This is a genomic window from Kitasatospora sp. NPDC001664 (genome assembly GCF_053596675.1).
On record NZ_JBSFGS010000012.1, the window covers coordinates 75,827 to 90,875 of the forward strand.

Annotated in this window: 16 protein-coding genes and 1 pseudogene; 8 read left to right on the plus strand and 9 right to left on the minus strand. The window is 74.0% G+C overall.

Features of this window, described 5'->3' with window-relative positions:
* Window positions 1-15 precede the first annotated feature (15 nt).
* The 3 genes from ACWCYY_RS18465 to ACWCYY_RS18475 all read left to right on the plus strand — a co-directional run bounded on the left by ACWCYY_RS18465 (window position 16) and on the right by ACWCYY_RS18475 (window position 1,498).
* On the plus strand, window positions 16-294 hold the full coding sequence (locus ACWCYY_RS18465) for a hypothetical protein (protein WP_449796644.1): 279 nt from the start codon (window positions 16-18) through the stop codon (window positions 292-294).
* 263 nt (window positions 295-557) lie between these two features.
* Complete coding sequence (locus ACWCYY_RS18470; protein ID WP_449796645.1) at window positions 558-1,103, plus strand: hypothetical protein; 546 nt, start codon at window positions 558-560, stop codon at window positions 1,101-1,103.
* Entirely contained in the window at window positions 1,100-1,498 is a 399-nt protein-coding gene (locus ACWCYY_RS18475) for a hypothetical protein (RefSeq protein WP_449796646.1), read from the plus strand. The genes ACWCYY_RS18470 and ACWCYY_RS18475 overlap by 4 nt, the downstream gene beginning before the upstream one ends.
* 100 nt (window positions 1,499-1,598) lie before the next feature.
* On the opposite strand, the pseudogene ACWCYY_RS18480 reads toward ACWCYY_RS18475, so the two are convergent.
* From ACWCYY_RS18480 to ACWCYY_RS18490, 3 genes and pseudogenes are all read right to left on the minus strand, one after another.
* Window positions 1,599-1,979: pseudogene (locus tag ACWCYY_RS18480) on the minus strand (glutathione peroxidase); the annotation flags it as partial.
* A gap of 104 nt (window positions 1,980-2,083) precedes the next feature.
* Window positions 2,084-3,742 (minus strand): sigma-70 family RNA polymerase sigma factor, encoded by a 1,659-nt coding sequence (locus ACWCYY_RS18485; protein WP_345279946.1) that lies wholly within the window; start codon window positions 3,740-3,742, stop codon window positions 2,084-2,086.
* 408 nt (window positions 3,743-4,150) lie between these two features.
* Window positions 4,151-4,687, minus strand: a complete 537-nt coding sequence (locus tag ACWCYY_RS18490) for an RBBP9/YdeN family alpha/beta hydrolase (RefSeq protein WP_449796647.1) — start codon at window positions 4,685-4,687, stop codon at window positions 4,151-4,153.
* A 134-nt stretch (window positions 4,688-4,821) separates the two neighbouring features.
* Between ACWCYY_RS18490 and ACWCYY_RS18495 the strand changes: the two genes are divergently transcribed.
* Together ACWCYY_RS18495 and ACWCYY_RS18500 are read left to right on the plus strand one after the other, a co-directional pair.
* Window positions 4,822-6,033: an outer membrane protein assembly factor BamB family protein gene (locus ACWCYY_RS18495; RefSeq protein ID WP_449796648.1), complete on the plus strand. Its 1,212-nt coding sequence runs from the start codon at window positions 4,822-4,824 to the stop codon at window positions 6,031-6,033.
* A gap of 121 nt (window positions 6,034-6,154) precedes the next feature.
* Complete coding sequence (locus ACWCYY_RS18500) at window positions 6,155-6,595, plus strand: DUF2690 domain-containing protein (RefSeq protein WP_449796649.1); 441 nt, start codon at window positions 6,155-6,157, stop codon at window positions 6,593-6,595.
* A gap of 22 nt (window positions 6,596-6,617) precedes the next feature.
* Here ACWCYY_RS18500 and ACWCYY_RS18505 read toward each other — a convergent pair whose 3' ends face one another.
* Both ACWCYY_RS18505 and ACWCYY_RS18510 read right to left on the minus strand, forming a co-directional pair.
* Window positions 6,618-7,076 carry a (2Fe-2S)-binding protein gene (locus ACWCYY_RS18505; RefSeq protein WP_449796650.1) on the minus strand — a complete coding sequence of 153 codons (459 nt, stop codon included), beginning with the start codon at window positions 7,074-7,076 and terminating at the stop codon, window positions 6,618-6,620.
* Between the two features lie 32 nt (window positions 7,077-7,108).
* Window positions 7,109-9,238 carry a molybdopterin cofactor-binding domain-containing protein gene (locus ACWCYY_RS18510; protein ID WP_449796651.1) on the minus strand — a complete coding sequence of 710 codons (2,130 nt, stop codon included), beginning with the start codon at window positions 9,236-9,238 and terminating at the stop codon, window positions 7,109-7,111.
* A 297-nt stretch (window positions 9,239-9,535) separates the two neighbouring features.
* Between ACWCYY_RS18510 and ACWCYY_RS18515 the strand changes: the two genes are divergently transcribed.
* Both ACWCYY_RS18515 and ACWCYY_RS18520 read left to right on the plus strand, forming a co-directional pair.
* Window positions 9,536-9,697, plus strand: a complete 162-nt coding sequence (locus ACWCYY_RS18515) for a hypothetical protein (RefSeq protein WP_345279934.1) — start codon at window positions 9,536-9,538, stop codon at window positions 9,695-9,697.
* Entirely contained in the window at window positions 9,697-9,990 is a 294-nt protein-coding gene (locus tag ACWCYY_RS18520; protein ID WP_449796652.1) for a hypothetical protein, read from the plus strand. The genes ACWCYY_RS18515 and ACWCYY_RS18520 overlap by 1 nt, the downstream gene beginning before the upstream one ends.
* A 180-nt stretch (window positions 9,991-10,170) precedes the next feature.
* Here ACWCYY_RS18520 and ACWCYY_RS18525 read toward each other — a convergent pair whose 3' ends face one another.
* Together ACWCYY_RS18525 and ACWCYY_RS18530 are read right to left on the minus strand one after the other, a co-directional pair.
* Window positions 10,171-10,821 (minus strand): response regulator transcription factor, encoded by a 651-nt coding sequence (locus ACWCYY_RS18525; RefSeq protein WP_345279930.1) that lies wholly within the window; start codon window positions 10,819-10,821, stop codon window positions 10,171-10,173.
* A 43-nt stretch (window positions 10,822-10,864) separates the two neighbouring features.
* Window positions 10,865-12,520 carry a sensor histidine kinase gene (locus ACWCYY_RS18530; protein WP_345279928.1) on the minus strand — a complete coding sequence of 552 codons (1,656 nt, stop codon included), beginning with the start codon at window positions 12,518-12,520 and terminating at the stop codon, window positions 10,865-10,867.
* Window positions 12,521-12,889: 369 nt separating this feature from the next.
* Between ACWCYY_RS18530 and ACWCYY_RS18535 the strand changes: the two genes are divergently transcribed.
* Window positions 12,890-13,819: a polysaccharide deacetylase family protein gene (locus tag ACWCYY_RS18535; protein WP_449796653.1), complete on the plus strand. Its 930-nt coding sequence runs from the start codon at window positions 12,890-12,892 to the stop codon at window positions 13,817-13,819.
* Between the two features lie 12 nt (window positions 13,820-13,831).
* Here the strand turns inward: ACWCYY_RS18535 and ACWCYY_RS18540 are convergent, their stop codons facing one another.
* Together ACWCYY_RS18540 and ACWCYY_RS18545 are read right to left on the minus strand one after the other, a co-directional pair.
* Window positions 13,832-14,044 carry a hypothetical protein gene (locus ACWCYY_RS18540; protein WP_380150026.1) on the minus strand — a complete coding sequence of 71 codons (213 nt, stop codon included), beginning with the start codon at window positions 14,042-14,044 and terminating at the stop codon, window positions 13,832-13,834.
* A 56-nt stretch (window positions 14,045-14,100) separates the two neighbouring features.
* Window positions 14,101-15,021 carry a 2-dehydropantoate 2-reductase gene (locus tag ACWCYY_RS18545; RefSeq protein ID WP_449796654.1) on the minus strand — a complete coding sequence of 307 codons (921 nt, stop codon included), beginning with the start codon at window positions 15,019-15,021 and terminating at the stop codon, window positions 14,101-14,103.
* Between the last annotated feature and the right edge of the window lie 28 nt (window positions 15,022-15,049).

Here is a 15,049-nt window from a genome sequence, read left to right on the forward strand (position 1 = left end):
GGGTAGCGAAGCGGCATGACTACCAACGAGATTGACGACCAGGTCCGCGCGGAGTTCGAGGCAGGGTTGGCGGCCGGGAAGACCCCGCTGGAGATGTACCGGGAGGCGGTGGAGCGGACCCAGTTCGGTGAGGCTCGGCACGCGCTCATCCGGGAGTTGGCGGTGAAGGCGGCCGAGCGGGGGGAGTGGGACGACCGTGGCCCGCTCCCCGCCGAACTCGGGGACCGGCTCGAAGCGGAGGCCGATCGGATCTTGGCTGCCGAAACCGAGTCCCGCGGAACTGACGTGCCGTAAGATCAGGCCCGGCCCCACCCCGTTGGTTCTTGCGGCTCCCCCGGCTCGACCGGGAGCGAGGTTCAGCGCGGCGGGACGGGCCGAGTCCCCCTGTTGGGGTGCGGGAGTTCCGGAGGGTGGCCACCCTCCGCCCGGATGCCCGACAGGAAGCGTCCGGTGGCGTGCACGCTGCTGATCGGGGGTTGCCCTCGTAGACGGGACCGTGAGGCCCCCTGGTGACGACCAGGGGGCCTCTGTCGCACCCGGCCGGTACCCTGCCCCTCATGACGTACGCGGACGACCACGCCCGGCGGATCACGCTGGATCTGAACTACGACGACCTGAACGGCATGCTCACCGGGTGGGAGATCGAGGCAGCGAAGTACCGGCGGATGCTGGACGACCCGGAGAGCGACGACGTACAGCGTCATGGGGCCCGCTTCCTGCTCGCCGCCGTTGAGGTCCGGCGGGAGGCGTTCAAGGCCGCGTGGGAGGCCGGGGAGGATATCGACCCGATCCCGGCCGCGAAGATCCCGTTCCACATCCCCGAGGACGCCGGGGATGTGTACCCCTCCGAGTCGGAGGACGTCGCGGCGGCGACGCCGGAGCAGTGGGCGCGCTCCTTCGATCAACTGGACCTAGGTGCCTGTCCCTGGCCCGTTCCGGACTCCCTCGCGGAGGCGGTGGCCGACCGCGACCCGGAGGGCGTCCGGGATTGTGTGCGGTACATGTGGGGGGTCAAGGACGTTCACGCCCTGGGGGACGAACTCCCGCAGTGGAAGGCGTGCGTGTGGGTCCTGGACCGGCTGACGGAGGGGTACGGGGAATGACCAGCGACACCATCCCGCCCCGGCCGCATGACTGGCCCGTCGCGGTGGAGGTGGCCGCAGCGACCTGCTACCGCCTCCGTAGGCGCGTCCCGGACACCGGGAAGGGCGTCCAGGCAGCCCGCGCCACAGCGGCCTATGACGGGGCCCTCCTGGTCCTCCGCGCCGTCCTCGGAGCGATGTGGGAGGACGGCACGCCACCGGACGCCGTGGCGGTCGTGGACGCCTACGCGGAGTGGGAGGCGGTAGGCGGCCTGCCTCCGGTCGCGGACGCCGACCCCGAAGCGGTGGCAGGCCGGATCGCCCAGCACCTCCAGGAGATCGCGGAGCACACGGAGCAGGACTACTGGGCGTACGTCGCTGCGCGGAAGAAGGCCGCCCGCGAAGCTCGGGCCTAGCCGTACCGAGACGCCGAGAGGCCCCCTGGTGAGCCGTCCAGGGGGCCTCTGTCGTACCCGTTCCCGCAGGTGAGAGACTGGTGTTAGGTGTTCGGACCTATTCGAAGTTCCACTGGATCTCGCCGGCGATGCCCTCGGCGTCCGGGGTCTTGGTGAGCTCGGCGAAGAGGGGGTGCTGGTCCTCGCCGTTGACGTCGATCTTCTCGAAGAGCGGGAAGGAGACGCCGTAGGTGGTCGAGCAGAAGGTCTGGATCTCCTCGGCGGTGCCGGGCTCCTGGCCGAGGAACTGGTTGCAGGGGAAGCCGAGGACGGTGAAGCCCCGGTCGGCGTACCGCTGCTGGAGGCGCTCCAGGCCGGCGTACTGCGGGGTGAGGCCGCACTTGGAGGCGACGTTCACCAGCAGCAGGGCCTTGCCCTTGTGGTCGGCGAGGGAGGTCGGGGTGCCGTCGAGGGAGCGGAGCGGGATGTCGTAGAGGCTCACGGGGATCGGTCCTTCGGGTCGGGGGCGGCGGGGTGGCGGCCGGGAACGGGCTCAGCCGGTGAACCGGTGGTCGGCACACGGTATTCCGGGCCGGCGGGGGAGGGTCAGGCGGGGGCGCCGAAGACCTGGGTCCACCACGGGCCGCCGGAGCCGGTGTGGATGCCCACACCCATCTCGGTGAAGGAGCAGTTGAGGATGTTGGCGCGGTGGCCGGAGCTGTTCATCCAGGAGGACATCACGGAGTCGGCGTCCTTCTGGCCCTTGGCGATGTTCTCGCCCCAGGTGCTCCACTCGTAGCCGGCCGCCTCGATGCGGGGCTGCGGGCCCTTGCCGTCGGGGTTGGTGTGGCTGAAGAAGTTCCGCGCGGCCATGTCGTCGGAGTGGCCCTGGGCGGCTGCCTGGAGCTTGCCGTTGGCCTTGAGGGGGCCGCAGTTGTTCTTGGCGCGCTCGGTGTTGACCAGGTCGAGCACCCGCTGCTCGGAGGAGGTGGCGCGGGTGGCCGTGGTGGGCGCGGCGGAGGCGGTCCGGCTCGGCGAGGTCGACGGTGACGGCGAGGGGGCCGGGCTGGACGGCTTCGGGGCCGAGGGCGAGGGGGACGGCGTGGGGCTCGCCGAGGTGGGTGCGGCCGAGCTCTGGGCCGGCGAGGGGGCCTGGGCGTCGGTGGAGGCCGACGGGGAGGGGAGGACGGGAGCGGAGGTGGCGTCGATGCGGGGGGCGGAGGCCTGGGCCGGGGCGGGCGGCTCCTGGTCGGCGCCGACCACGCCGACGGCGGCGACCGTGACCACGGCGGTGCCGATCACGGTGGTCAGCACGCGGCGGCGGGTGCGGGGCTTGGCCCGGCGGCCGTGGCGCCCGGCCGTGGTGCCCTGGCCGCCCCGGCCGGAGGCCGCGCGGCGCAGCTCCGCCCGGCCCGGGCGCGCGGCGGACAGCACGGTGGTGGCCGAGGTGCCGTCGGAGGGGAGGAGGGAGTGGCCCGCGAGGAGGGTGGCGGGGTCGACCGAGGGCGGCACGGGCACCAGGGCGAGGCCGGCCAGCAGGCCCTCGGCCGGGAAGAGGCCCTCCCACTGCCGGGAGCAGTACGCGCACTCCCGGGCGTGCCGGGCTATCCGCTTGCGCCAGAGCGCGGACGGGTCGCCGTCCCAGGTGGCGGTCAGTTCGGCCAGGGGCGGGCAGGCGGGCTGGGCGGCCAGCGCGCGGACCACGACCCGGGCGGTCTCGAGCTGGCCCTTCATCCGCTGCACCCGGACCGCCGCGTGCGCGGCGGGCAGCTCCATCGCGGCGGCCAGTTCGGTGCGGCTGAGCTCCCCGGCGGCCTCCAGCCACCAGAGGGAGAGCAGCTCGCGGTCGCCCTCGTCGAGCCAGCGGGTGGCCTCGGCGACCTCTCGGCGCTGCCCGGACAGGCCGAGCCGGACGATGGTGAGGTCGACGAAGTCGGCGCCCGGATCGGCCGAGTCCCAGGAGGGGTCGATCGGCAGCTGGCCCTGCTGGAGCACCTGGTGGCGGCGGCGTATCTGGTTCATGGCGATGGCCACCAGCCAGGACCGGAAACTGCTCGGCTCCCGGAGGGCGGGGAGCTGGTCGACGGCGCGGAGCATGGTCTCCTGCACGACGTCGTCGGTGTCGGGGTGGCCGCCGAGGGCGCGGCCGACGATGTTGTAGACGAGTGGCAGGTGGGTGCCGATGAGCTCGTCCGTGGCCCGCTGGTCACCCGCCTGTGCCTGAAGCACCGTCTGACCGGTCTGTTCGGCGTGCTGCCTGTCCATCCGCCTGGTTCACCTTCTCCGTCGGCCCGTCCGTACTGCCCTGTCGTGATGGGAGATCGGGGGGCCGCGCTCCGATAACGGAAATCGCCCGGGGACCTGTGGGACCCCTGTGCTTCCGGGGAGCGTAGTGGACGCCGGAAGGCCCTTCGGCAGGGGTCCGGGCCAACGCGCAGGTCACGGCCGTGGCCGCGAACACCCGTGGTGTGAAAGGAGGATGAGGACCTGGTGCCGGTTGTGGGTGCGGGGTGTCCGAGGGGCGGCGCCGTGGTGATCGTGTGTCACGGCTCACACGGGGAGAAGTGTGGTGCGGGTCACCGTCGGGGGCTCCCGGCGGCTGCGAACGCCCGGGTGGTCGGCGGGGGCCGGGCCGGCCGGACCGGGCCCGGGGCCCCACCGTCCGAGCGGACGTCAGGCCGTGAGGCCGTCCAGCAGGGCGCGGCCGAACGGCCAGTCGCCGAGGCCGGAGGAGGCGTTGAGGTGGCCGTGGTCGCCGGCCTCGACCAGGCGCGAGCCCCAGGCCTCGGCGTACCGGCGGGCCTGCTCCGCGGTGCACCAGGGGTCGTCACCGCTGGCGACCAGGGTGCTCGGGAAGGGCAGCGGGCGCAGCGGCACCGGGCGGAAGTTGACCAGCTCGGGGACCTCGGCGGTGTCGATGTCCGGCGGGGCGACCAGCAACGCGCCGACCACCTTGCCGTCCGGGTTGGCGGCCCAGTGGGCCACGGTGGTGCAGCCGAGGCTGTGGGCGACCAGCACCACGGGGCCCTCGGCCTCCCGTACCGCGCGGTCGAGGGTGGCGACCCAGTCGCCGACCTTCGGCTGGTCCCAGTCGGCCTGCTGGACGCGCCGGAACCGGGCCGGGTCGGTGCGCTCCCAGGCGCTCTGCCAGTGGTCGTGGTCGGAGTTCTGGAAGCCGGGCAGGACGAGGTACGTGGGCTCGGGGCTCATGGTGCGGGCGGGCCTCTCTGTGGAACGGTGCCGGACGCGAGACGAGCATCGTCGGCCGTCCCCTCGGTCCGACCCTATCGGGTGCGGGTTATCCTCCAGGTCTGGACCGGTCGCGGACGGACGAGGGGGCTGCGGTGACCGCTGGCGAGCAGGTCGGCTCGATCGTCTTCGACGAGCCCGAGGGGGACGGATCCGGCGTCGGGGCCGAGGAGTTGGCGGCGGAGCCGCGGTCCTCCCGCCCGTCGCGGCGTCAACTGCTGTTCGGTGGAGCCGGGTTGGCGGCCGCCGGAGCGGCCGCCTGGTGGTGGGGCCGTGCCGGGGACGAGCCGGAGCGGTCGTCGGCGGTCGAGGGGCCCGAGCCGATCTGGACGTTCCGCGCCCCCGAGGCGCAGGCTCCGGAGCGGGTGACCGGGCGGACGGTGCTCCCGATGGTGGTCACCGGCGAGGAGCTCTTCCTGCTGACCGCGGAGACCGGCGCGGTGGCGAAGCGCATGGCGATGCCCGGAGGCCCGGACGACACCCTGCTGGCGGCCGGCGACCTGCTGTACCAGACCAGGATCGGCCGGTTCTCCGCGCACGGCTACGGCATCTCCCTGGAGGTGGCCAACCCTCCTGCACTGAACCCGAGTTGGGAACTCCTCGCGGTCGAGGGGGAGTTCCTGTACGGGCGGACCCGTGACCTGTCCGACGAGAAGCTGTTCGCCCTCTCGACGACCTCGGGCGCGATGGTGTGGAGCCGGCCGGGCACGGGCGAGGACGGCGGGTTCCTGATGGACTTCCAGTCGGTCGCCGGTACCCGGACCCTGCTCGCGCGCAGCACCCGGGACGAAGTGGTGGCCCTGAACGGCTTCACCGGGGAGCGGCTCTGGTCGGCCCCGGCCGACCAGGGGCTGACCTGGCGGGAGGCCGGTTTCGAGCACGCCTACGTGGCCCACCGTGCCACCGGGATACGGTCGTTGTCGGTGCGGGACGGAAGCGTCGAGTGGATCGTGGAGGAGCAGGGCGACACCCGGCTGCTGCGGCCGTACGCCACCGGAGGTGAGGTCTACCTGCTGCGCGACAACGGTGTGGTGAGCCGCAACGAGCTGACGGACGGCCGGGAGCTCTGGTCCTGCCAGCTGCCGTTCCGGCTTGACGCGCGCTGCCGGCCGGTCGCGGTGGCCGGCTCGCTCTTCGTACCGGGCCCCGTGGGCGGCGGGGTGTGCGCGCTGAACGAGCGCACCGGCGAGGTCCGGTGGACCTTCCGGGACACCGAACCGGGCGTCCAGTACTGGCGGGTGGCCACCGACGGCCGGCACCTCTTCATCGGGCACGACAAGGTGCTGTACGGGCTGGCCCCGGCCTGACGGGCCGCCCGGCCTGACCGGCCGTCACCCGAACTGCTGAAACGCCAGGTGGCGGGGCATGCGGGCACCACCCCAACGGGTAGTCCGGATACGGACCTTCACCCCGTGAACGGAGCACCACGTGTCCAAAGCCACCGCCCCCTCGCGCCTGCTCGCCGTCCTGACGGCCTCGCTCGCGCTGCTCGCCACCGGCATCGCCGTCGCCCCCGCCCAGCCCGCCGCCGCGGCCGCCTGCACCGGAGCGGGCTGCAACGGCAAGGACCCGGACACCACCGGCTGCGCCTCGGACGGCAAGCTGCTGGAGACCAAGGCGCTCGACGGGTCCGTGAAGGTGCAGCTGTTCGGCAGCGCCGCGTGCAAGGCCAAGTGGGCCCGCAGCGTGGACGCGCCGAACGGCGGTGCGGTGCTGGTGGCCAACCGCGACTACTCGGTGAAGTACACCAAGAAGACCGACGGTGCCCGGAAGTACGTCTGGACCGCGATGGTCAACGGGAACAACCCCGCGCGGGCCTGTCTCGGCCCGCAGAACAGCGATGCGCTCACCTGCACCGGCCTGCACTGACGGGAGGCGTCCCGACCCGCCGTCAGGGCATCTTGGCGGCGGCCTTCTTCACCGCCTCGCGGATGCGGGCGTAGGTGCCGCAGCGGCAGACGTTCTCGATCCGGTCGATGTCGGCGTCGCTGGGGCACTTGTTGGTCCTCAGCAGGGCGGCCGCGGTCATGATCTGGCCGGGCTGGCAGAAACCGCACTGGGCGACGTCGCACTCCAGCCAGGCCTCCTGCACCGGGTGCAGCCGGTCGCCGTCGGCCAGGCCCTCGATGGTGGTGACGGTGCGTCCGGCGCAGTCGGCCACCGGCACCACGCAGGGCTGCACCTCGGCGCCGTCCAGGTGGCTGGTGCAGGCCCGGCAGACGCCGACCCCGCAGCCGTACTTGGGGCCGGTGACGCCGAGCTTGTCGCGCAGCACCCAGAGCAGCGGCATGTCGGCGGGTGCCTCGACCGTCACCGGACTGCCGTTGAGGACGAACTGGTAGCTGGGCACGTGGAGGTCCTTGAGGAGTGCGGAGAAGGGGTTCAGAAGGCGATCGGGAAGCTGCGCGGGCTGGTGCCGGTCGCGCGGGCGTAGGCGTTGGCCACGGCGGCGGCCGCGGCCGGGAAGCCCAGCTCGCCGGCACCGCCGGGCGGGCCGCTCGGCGGCAGGAAGTGCGCCTCGAAGGCGAGCGGGCTGTGGCGCTGCCTGGCGTACTTGAAGTCGGCGTAACTGCCTTCCCGGATGGCCCCGTCGTCCAGGTGGACACCGGCCCGCAGGGTGACCGAGATGCCATCCGTGACGGCGCCCAGCAGCTGGGCCTCCAGCCCGCGCGGGTTGATCACCCGGCCGACGTCGGCGGCCATCACGGCCTTGGTGACCCGGGGGTTGGCCCGGTCGGAGGCGTCCAGCTCGATCAGGCAGGCGACCGCCGAGCGGTGCTCGGCGTGGTAGGCGACGCCCTGGGCGCAGCCGGGCGGCATCGGGCGGCCCCAACTCCCGGCCTGGGCCACCTTGTCGAGCACCGCGCGGCCGGTGGCACTGGTCAGCCGGGAGCGGCGGAAGGCCACCGGGTCCCGGCCCAGGGTGCGGGCCAGCTCGTCCAGCATCACCTCGTCGGCGACCCGGACCATGCCGGAGTAGACGGAGCGCCAGCTGCCGGTGGGGATCTCCAACGGCAGCTCGGAGAGCAGTTGGGTGGAGACCCCGAGGTCGTAGGGGACCTCCTGGGTGAGGTCGAAGAAGGTCTGCGAGAAGAGCGCGTCGCCGACCGGCAGGCTGGCTCCGGCGGCGGTGAGCAGCTCGCCCAGGCCGTGCCCGAAGTCGGTCCGCACGGTGGCCACCCGGTGCTCGTAGGTGAGCACCTGGCCGAGCGCGTGGGTGGCCCGCACCCGGTGGTGGCTGGCGGGGCGGACCCGGCCGTGGCGGATGTCGTCGTTGCGGGTCCACATCAGCTTGACGGGCCGTCCGGCAGCCTTGGAGACCTTGGCCGCCTCCAGCGCCGCGTCGTGGAACAGCCGTCGCCCGAAGGAGCCGCCGGCCCGCACCACGTGGACCGTCACCGCCGGGACGGGCAGGCCGAGTTCGACCGCGATCTGCTCCTGGGCGGCGATCGGGGACTGCGCGGCGAACCAGATCTCGGCCCGGTCCGGGCGGACGTCCGCGACGGCGGTGAGCACCTCCATCGGCGCGTGGCTGACGAAGGCGAAGTCGAACTCGGCGTCCAGACTGAGGGTCAGCAGCGGGGGGACCAGGAAGGGCTTGTTGACGGCCCGCAGCCCGGCCCGGACCTGGGCGTCGGAGACTCCCGCGAGCGGGCCCGGACGCCAGTCCACCCGCAGCGCGGCCTTGGCCTTGAGGGCCTGGTCGAAGGTCTCGGCGAGGACGGCGACGCCGGTGGGGATCCGCACCACGTCCAGCACCCCGGGCATCGCGCGGGCGGCGGTGTCGTCCAGCGAGCGGACGGTGCCGCCGATGGTCGGCGGGCGGTGCACGACGGTCGGCACCGCGCCCGGCACGTCGAGGTCGCCGGCGTACTTGGCCCGGCCGGTGACGATGTCCCGGGCGTCGATCCGGCCGGTCGGGGTGCCGACCAGCCGCTGCTGCCCCTCCGCCTTGGGCGCGGTGGAGACGGCCGGGACGACCACCTCGGCGGCGGCTACGGCGAGTTCGCCGTAGCCGGCCGAGCGGCCGTCCGGCGCGGTGACCCGGCCGTCGGCGGTGCGCAGGGTGCCGGCCGGCAGCTGCCAGCGGTTCGCCGCCGCCGTGACCAGGCGGGCCCGGGCGGCCGCGGCGGCGGCGCGAACCGGCTCGTAGAGGGAGCGCACCGAGTTGGACGCGCCGGTGAGTTGGGCGAAGAGCAGCTCGGGACGGGCGGGCGAGAGCGGCACCTCGACGTCGGCGAGGCGGGCGTCGAGCTCCTCGGCGACCAGCATCGCCATCGCGGTGGTGAGGCCCTGGCCGACCTCCAGGCGCGGGAGTTGGAGCACCGCCTTGCCCGCCTCGGTCACCTCCAGCACCAGCAGGTGCGCGGTCGGCAGCCCGGCCAGGATCAGCACGTCCCCGAGGTCGGCCAGCGCGGGCAGGCCGGGGATGCCGCCGACCTGCACCAGCGCCTCGGCCGGCTCGGCGTCCAGCGCCAGCTGGGCGCCGACCGCGAGGGCGGGGGCGGCCACCAGGTAGGTGAGGAAACGGCGGCGGCCGGTCGGCCGGGGGGCGGTGGTGTCCCGCTCCTGCGCTGCGCTGCTGATCGGAGGTGCCTTTCCCGGAGGTGGAACGTGTTCTCGGAAGGGCCGCAGCATAGGGACGACGGCGGGAACCGGTCAACATGCGCATGGCGGGGGACGGGGCGGGGAAGGTCGTGGTGGAGTGGAATATGACAGCGGATCAGTCCGCCGGTCCGTGGAGCGGCAGCGATCAAGTCCGGGACACGGTACGGTCGGTACGTTCCGTGCACGGGAGGTGACGGTAAGGTGGCCGAGGCGCAGCTCTGCCCCGCCTGCGGGGGTGGCCGGGTGACCGAGAAGATCGAGCACACGGTGGAGACCGACGGCCGGGGCGACCAGGTCGCGCGCGAGCACCGGTACCTCTCGCCCTGTGGCCGGTGCGGTGGTACCGGGGAGGTGTGGGGCTGATGCGGCTGGTCTTCGTCTGCCAGGAGTGCGGGGTGCACTACCTGCCGCCGGAGGACCTGCGGTACGGGGACGGCAGTGCGGCGAGCCCGCTCTGGTGCGGCCCCTGCCAGGGTCGGATGGCCGAACTCGGCGTCGGCGAGCCCGTCTTGGCGGCGGCGTTCGCCCTGCGCGCCGCTCGGGCGGCCGCCCTGGCGTCAACGGCGAGCTCGGAGGACGAGGGCGCGCGGCGTACGCGCGCGCGCCGTCCGGCCCGGGCGGGCTCCGGGCCGGGGACGCGGACGCGGCTGCGCTGAGCTGGCAACGGAGTCGGGTCACACCAGGGGCGCGGGGAACTGCGCGAGTACGGAAGGCGGACCACCGTCAGATCGGGGCACGCGAGCCAGTTGCACGTCCTGCCGTTCCCCGGCGCGCAGTTCCCCGCGCCCCTGGTGTGACCACTTCCGCGGGCTACGTTCGCCCTGCTGCCCCGCGCGTCAGCCCTGGGCGTCGCGGGCGAGGAGGGCGGCCTGGACGCGGTTGTCGCAGTGGAGCTTGGCCAGGATCCGGCTGACGTAGGTCTTCACCGTGGCCTCGCTCATGTGGAGGCGGGCTCCGGCGTCGGCGTTGGAGAGGCCTTCGCCGAGCAGGTCGAGGACCTCGCGCTCGCGCGGGCCGAGGGTGGCGAGCCGGGCCCGGGCCGTGGTGGCGCGCGCGTCGGCGGCCGGGGCGGCGGCCAGGCTGTCGACGATGTGGCGGGTGGCGGCGGGGGAGAGGAAGGCGTGCCCGACGGCGGCTGCCCGGACGGCCTGGATCAGCTCGGCCGGGGCGGTGTCCTTGAGCAGGAACCCGGCACCGCCGGAGGTGACGGCCCGTAGGACGTTCTCGCGCTCGCCGAAGGTGGTCAGGATCAGGGCCCGGGCGGAGGGCGCGTAGCGGGGCAGCTCGGCGAGCGCGCCGAGCCCGTCCAGCACCGGCATCCGGATGTCCAGCAGCAGCACGTCCACCGCGTGCGCGCGGGCGAGCTCCAGCGCGGCACGGCCGTCGCCCGCCTCGGCCACCACCTCGATGTCGTCCTCGCTGGCCAGGATCATCCTGATCCCGGCGCGGATCAGCGGTTCGTCGTCGGCGACGAGGACTCGGATCACGGTGCTGCTCTTCCCTCCCGGAGCGCGGCGACGATCACCGCACTCATCCGTCCGCACGGTACTGCACCTTCTCCACCAGCACGCCGTCGCGGAAGCAGAGCCGGGAGACCTCGCTGGTGGAGATCCCGTCGGGCTGGTCCTCGGAGAGGAACCAGGAGCAGTCGGCCCCGGCCGGGACCGGCGGGCCCTGGCGCTGGAAGCCCTCGGTCAGGAAGCCGCTGCCGCGCGGGAGCTGCCGGCGGACCTCGGCCTCCGGTTGGCCGATCCGGAAGGAGGCGTAGGTGTCCTGCGGGAGGGTGGTGTTGTTCAGGGAGTCGACGAACTTGACGCCGCCCCAGACCAGCAGCCCCACCAGGACCAGCAGAACCGCGCCGGCCGCCACCGCGCAGCCGAGCGCCGGGCGGCGGCGCTTGAGCGGGGCGGCCCCGGCGGGCAGGGTCAGGCCGAGATCGGCCTCCAGGTCCTCCCCGGCCGGGCGGCCCGTGCCGTCGTACGGGAGCACGCCGGCCAGGCGGTAGCCGCCGTCCGGGGTCGGGCCGGTGTGCAGCATGCCGCCGAGCAGCCGGGCCCGTTCGCGCAGGCCGGTGAGGCCCTGGCCGCCGCTGACCGGGGCGTGGGCGGGGCCACCGGGAGCGGTGGGCGGGCAGGGGGAGTTGACCACCTCGACCAGCAGGGCGTCCGGCTCGAAGCGCAGGGCGACGGTGATCGGGGCGCCGGGCGCGTGCTTGTGGGCGTTGGTCAGGCCCTCCTGGACGATCCGGAACGCGGCGTGGCCGGTGGCGGTGGTGGCGCTGCGCGGGCCCTCGTGGTGGGCGAGGGTCACCTCGGCCCCGGCGGCGCGGGAGCTCTCCACCAGGCGGGGGATCTCGGCCAGGCCGCCGGTCAGCTCCTCCTGCGCCTGGTCGTCCTCGCGGAGCAGGCCGATCACGCCGCGCAGCTCCCGCATCGCGTCCACGGCGGCCTGCCGCAGCACGCCGACCGCCTCGCGCTGACGGTCGGTCAGCGTGCGGTCGACCTCCAGGGCGCCGGTGTGCACCGAGATCAGGGCCAGCTGGTGGCCGAGGCTGTCGTGCATGTCCTGGGCGATCCGGTGCCGCTCGCGCAGCCGGGCCTGACGGGCGATCATGACCCGCTCGCGGAGCAGCTGGGCGTTGCGCTCCTCCAGCGCGGTGAGCAGCGCGCGGCGCTGCTCCCGGTAGCGGCCGAAGACGGCGGGCAGCACGGCGAGTACCAGGAAGGCGCCGACGGTGACCCCGAGCAGGGCGGGAAGCGGCAGCTTGTCCCGGTCGGCGACCAGGTCGTAGACCAGCATCGCGAGGAAGGCCACCACCGAGGCGACCACCGCGTCCCGGGCCCGGGTGACGCGCTTGCCGAGCGACCAGCCGGCCGCGATCAGGGTCGGCAGCCAGGCGGCGACCGGCCCACAGCCGACCGAGGCCAGCACCAGGACGGTGCGGGGCATGCCGCGCCGCAGCAGGAAGAGCAGGGCCGCGCCGGTGGCGGCCAGCGCGGTGCGCAGCGGCGGGCCGGAGGCCGCCAGGTCGAGCAGGCCGGCCAGCGCTCCGGAGAGCACCGCCCCCGTGGTCTCCCGGGTGACGGTGCGTCGGTTCCAGGGGCCGGGCAGGACCACCCGCACCAGCCTTGCCCGCAGTGCTGCGGCCCGGCCTCCGCCGGAGTCTTCAGTGTTGCGCTCGCTCACCCACGCGAGGCTAGACGACGGGGCGGGTCCGGTGGCAGTCGCCGATGGTCGCGGCGCGGGTGCGACGAAAGTCGCGGGCGGGAGGGAGTGGGGAGGGCGGCCCGCGACCGGAGGGGGTGCGGGCCGCCCGGCACCGGCCGGGGCCCAGGGCTGAGGAAGTCGGGGCGGCCGGTGCCTTCGTCCGACGACGCTACGTCCTGGAACGGTGGCGGGGACAGACTCACCGGTGCACGGGTGGGGCCGGTGGGATGTCACGAGTGCACGGTGGGGTGCCGGTGCCGGTGCCGGTGTGGGTGGCGGCGAGGCATTCGGTGGACCTGGTGGCGTGGCGAGGTGGCGGCGGGCCGCGCGTGCGGAAGATGTACTGGTATGGCTTTCGGATCAGCTCACCCCCGGGCCCGCCTCCTGGCGGGCCTCTGTCTGGCCGTCACCGCCGCCGGCTGCGGCTCGCTGCCCACCGCGCCGGGGCGCGACACGGCCCCGCCGCCGGCCGTCGCGGCCCGCCCCGCCGAGCTGCCCGGCCGGGCCGAGCAGCAGGAGCGCCACGAGGTGGCCGTGCCCCGGGCCGTCCCGCTGCGCGGACCCGAACTGGCCGAGCTGGCCCGGGCCTGGGGGCTGGACGCGCCGCCGCTGCCCGCGCCCGCGCCGCCCGCCGTGAAGCCGGTGCTGCGCGAGGACGGCCCGCACGTCCGCCTGCAGGGGGACGGGCTGCCGCCGCTGGTGCGCCGGGTGCCGACCACGGACAAGGTGGTCTTCCTGACCATCGACGACGGACGGGAGAAGGACCGCCGCTTCAACCGGATGATGCGTGAACTCGGCGTCCCGTTCAGCGCGTTCGTCTCCGGCTACCTGGCCCGGGAGGACTACGGGTACTTCCGCGAGCTGAACGAGCAGGGAGTCCGGGTCAACAACCACACGCTCAACCACAAAGACCTGCGCCGGCTCGGGTACCAGCGCCAGCACGAGGAGATCTGCGGCCAACAGGACGAGCTGGTAAGGGAGGTGGGCCCGCGCCCGGCTCTCTTCCGGCCCCCGTACGGGGAGTTCACCGCCGACACGCTGCGGGCGGCCGCCTCCTGCGGCGTCACGGCGATGCCGCTCTGGAACGAGGAGGCCTTCCCCGACCGGATGGAGTACCGCCACCTCGACCAGCGGCTCCACCCGGGCGACATCATCCTCACCCACTTCCGCGGCCCCGAGGAGTGGAAGGGCTCGATGACCGACCTGGCCCGCCTGGTGATCCGCACCGCCACCGAACAGGGCTTCGCCCTGGCCCGGCTGGACGACTACCTGGGCTGACCCTGCAAAGGGTCAGAGGTCCTCGCCGCCGGGGCCGCGCCCCTCGTCGCCGTCGACCTTCTTCCCCATGGACATCACGAAGCCCATGATCACCGAGATGAGTGCGACGGCCCCGGTGAAGGCACGCCCCATGACCGGCAGCGCATCGCCGGAGAACAGCACGCTGAGGAACACCAGGGTGCCCACCACGATCATCGCGATGCCGGCCCCGCGGTCGTCGTCCATCCGTACCTCCCGCCGGATCTCTACCCCGTTCGGGACGCACCATCCGCCTGGATGCCTCAGTCGCAACGGAGTTGATGGACCCTCAGGTGGAGGGTCGCCACGTCGAGCAGGGGGGTCGGGACGCCGAGGGTGCGAGCGCGGGCGGTGAGGTCGCCGAGGAGGTGCTCGACCTCGGTGGGGAGGCCGGCGGCGAGGTCGCGGGCCAGGGAGGCGGTGAGCGGGGAGCCGGGGGTGGTGACCACGGTTCGGGTGAAGGCGAGTTCGGGGGCGGGGACGGGGAATCCGGCGGCCTCGGCGACGGCGGCGCACTCGGCGAGGACGGCCTCGGCGAAGGCGGTGCCGCCCGGTGCGGCGTTGACCTCGCCGACGGTGCCGCGCATCAGGGCGGTGACGGTGGCGAGGGTGGTGATGAAGACCCACTTGTGCCACATCGCGGCCACCGCGTCCGGGGTGGGATCGGTGGGGATGCCCGCCGTGGTGAGGGCGTCGCGGATGGCGGTGACGCGCCCGGAGAGCCGGCCGTCCTGCTCGCCGACGGTGAGGTCGACGGGCGGGGCGAGTTGGACGATCTCGCCCTCGGGGCCGAGAGTGGTGACCACCTTGGCCACGCCGCCGAGCACGGCGGGCGGGCCGAAGCGGGCGTTCAGCGCGTCGAGGTGGGCCAGGCCGTTGAGCAGCGGGACGATCGCGGTCCCGGGGCCGACGGCCGGGGCGAGGTCGTCCAGGGCGGTCTGGAGCGCGGTGGCCTTCACCGAGAGCAGGACCAGCTGGTAGCCGTCCTCCTTGAGCTCGCCGGCGGTGACCAACTGCGGCTCGGGCAGGTGGAGTTCGGTCAGGCCGGTGATCCGCAGGCCGTGCTCGCGCAGCCGGGCGGCGCGGGCGGGCCGGACCAGGAAGGTCACGTCGTGCCCGGCCCGGGCGAGCCGGGCACCGAAGAATCCGCCGGTGGCACCGGCGCCGACGACCAGGGTCTTCATCAGGTACTGCCCTTCCTGTCCTGGGGAA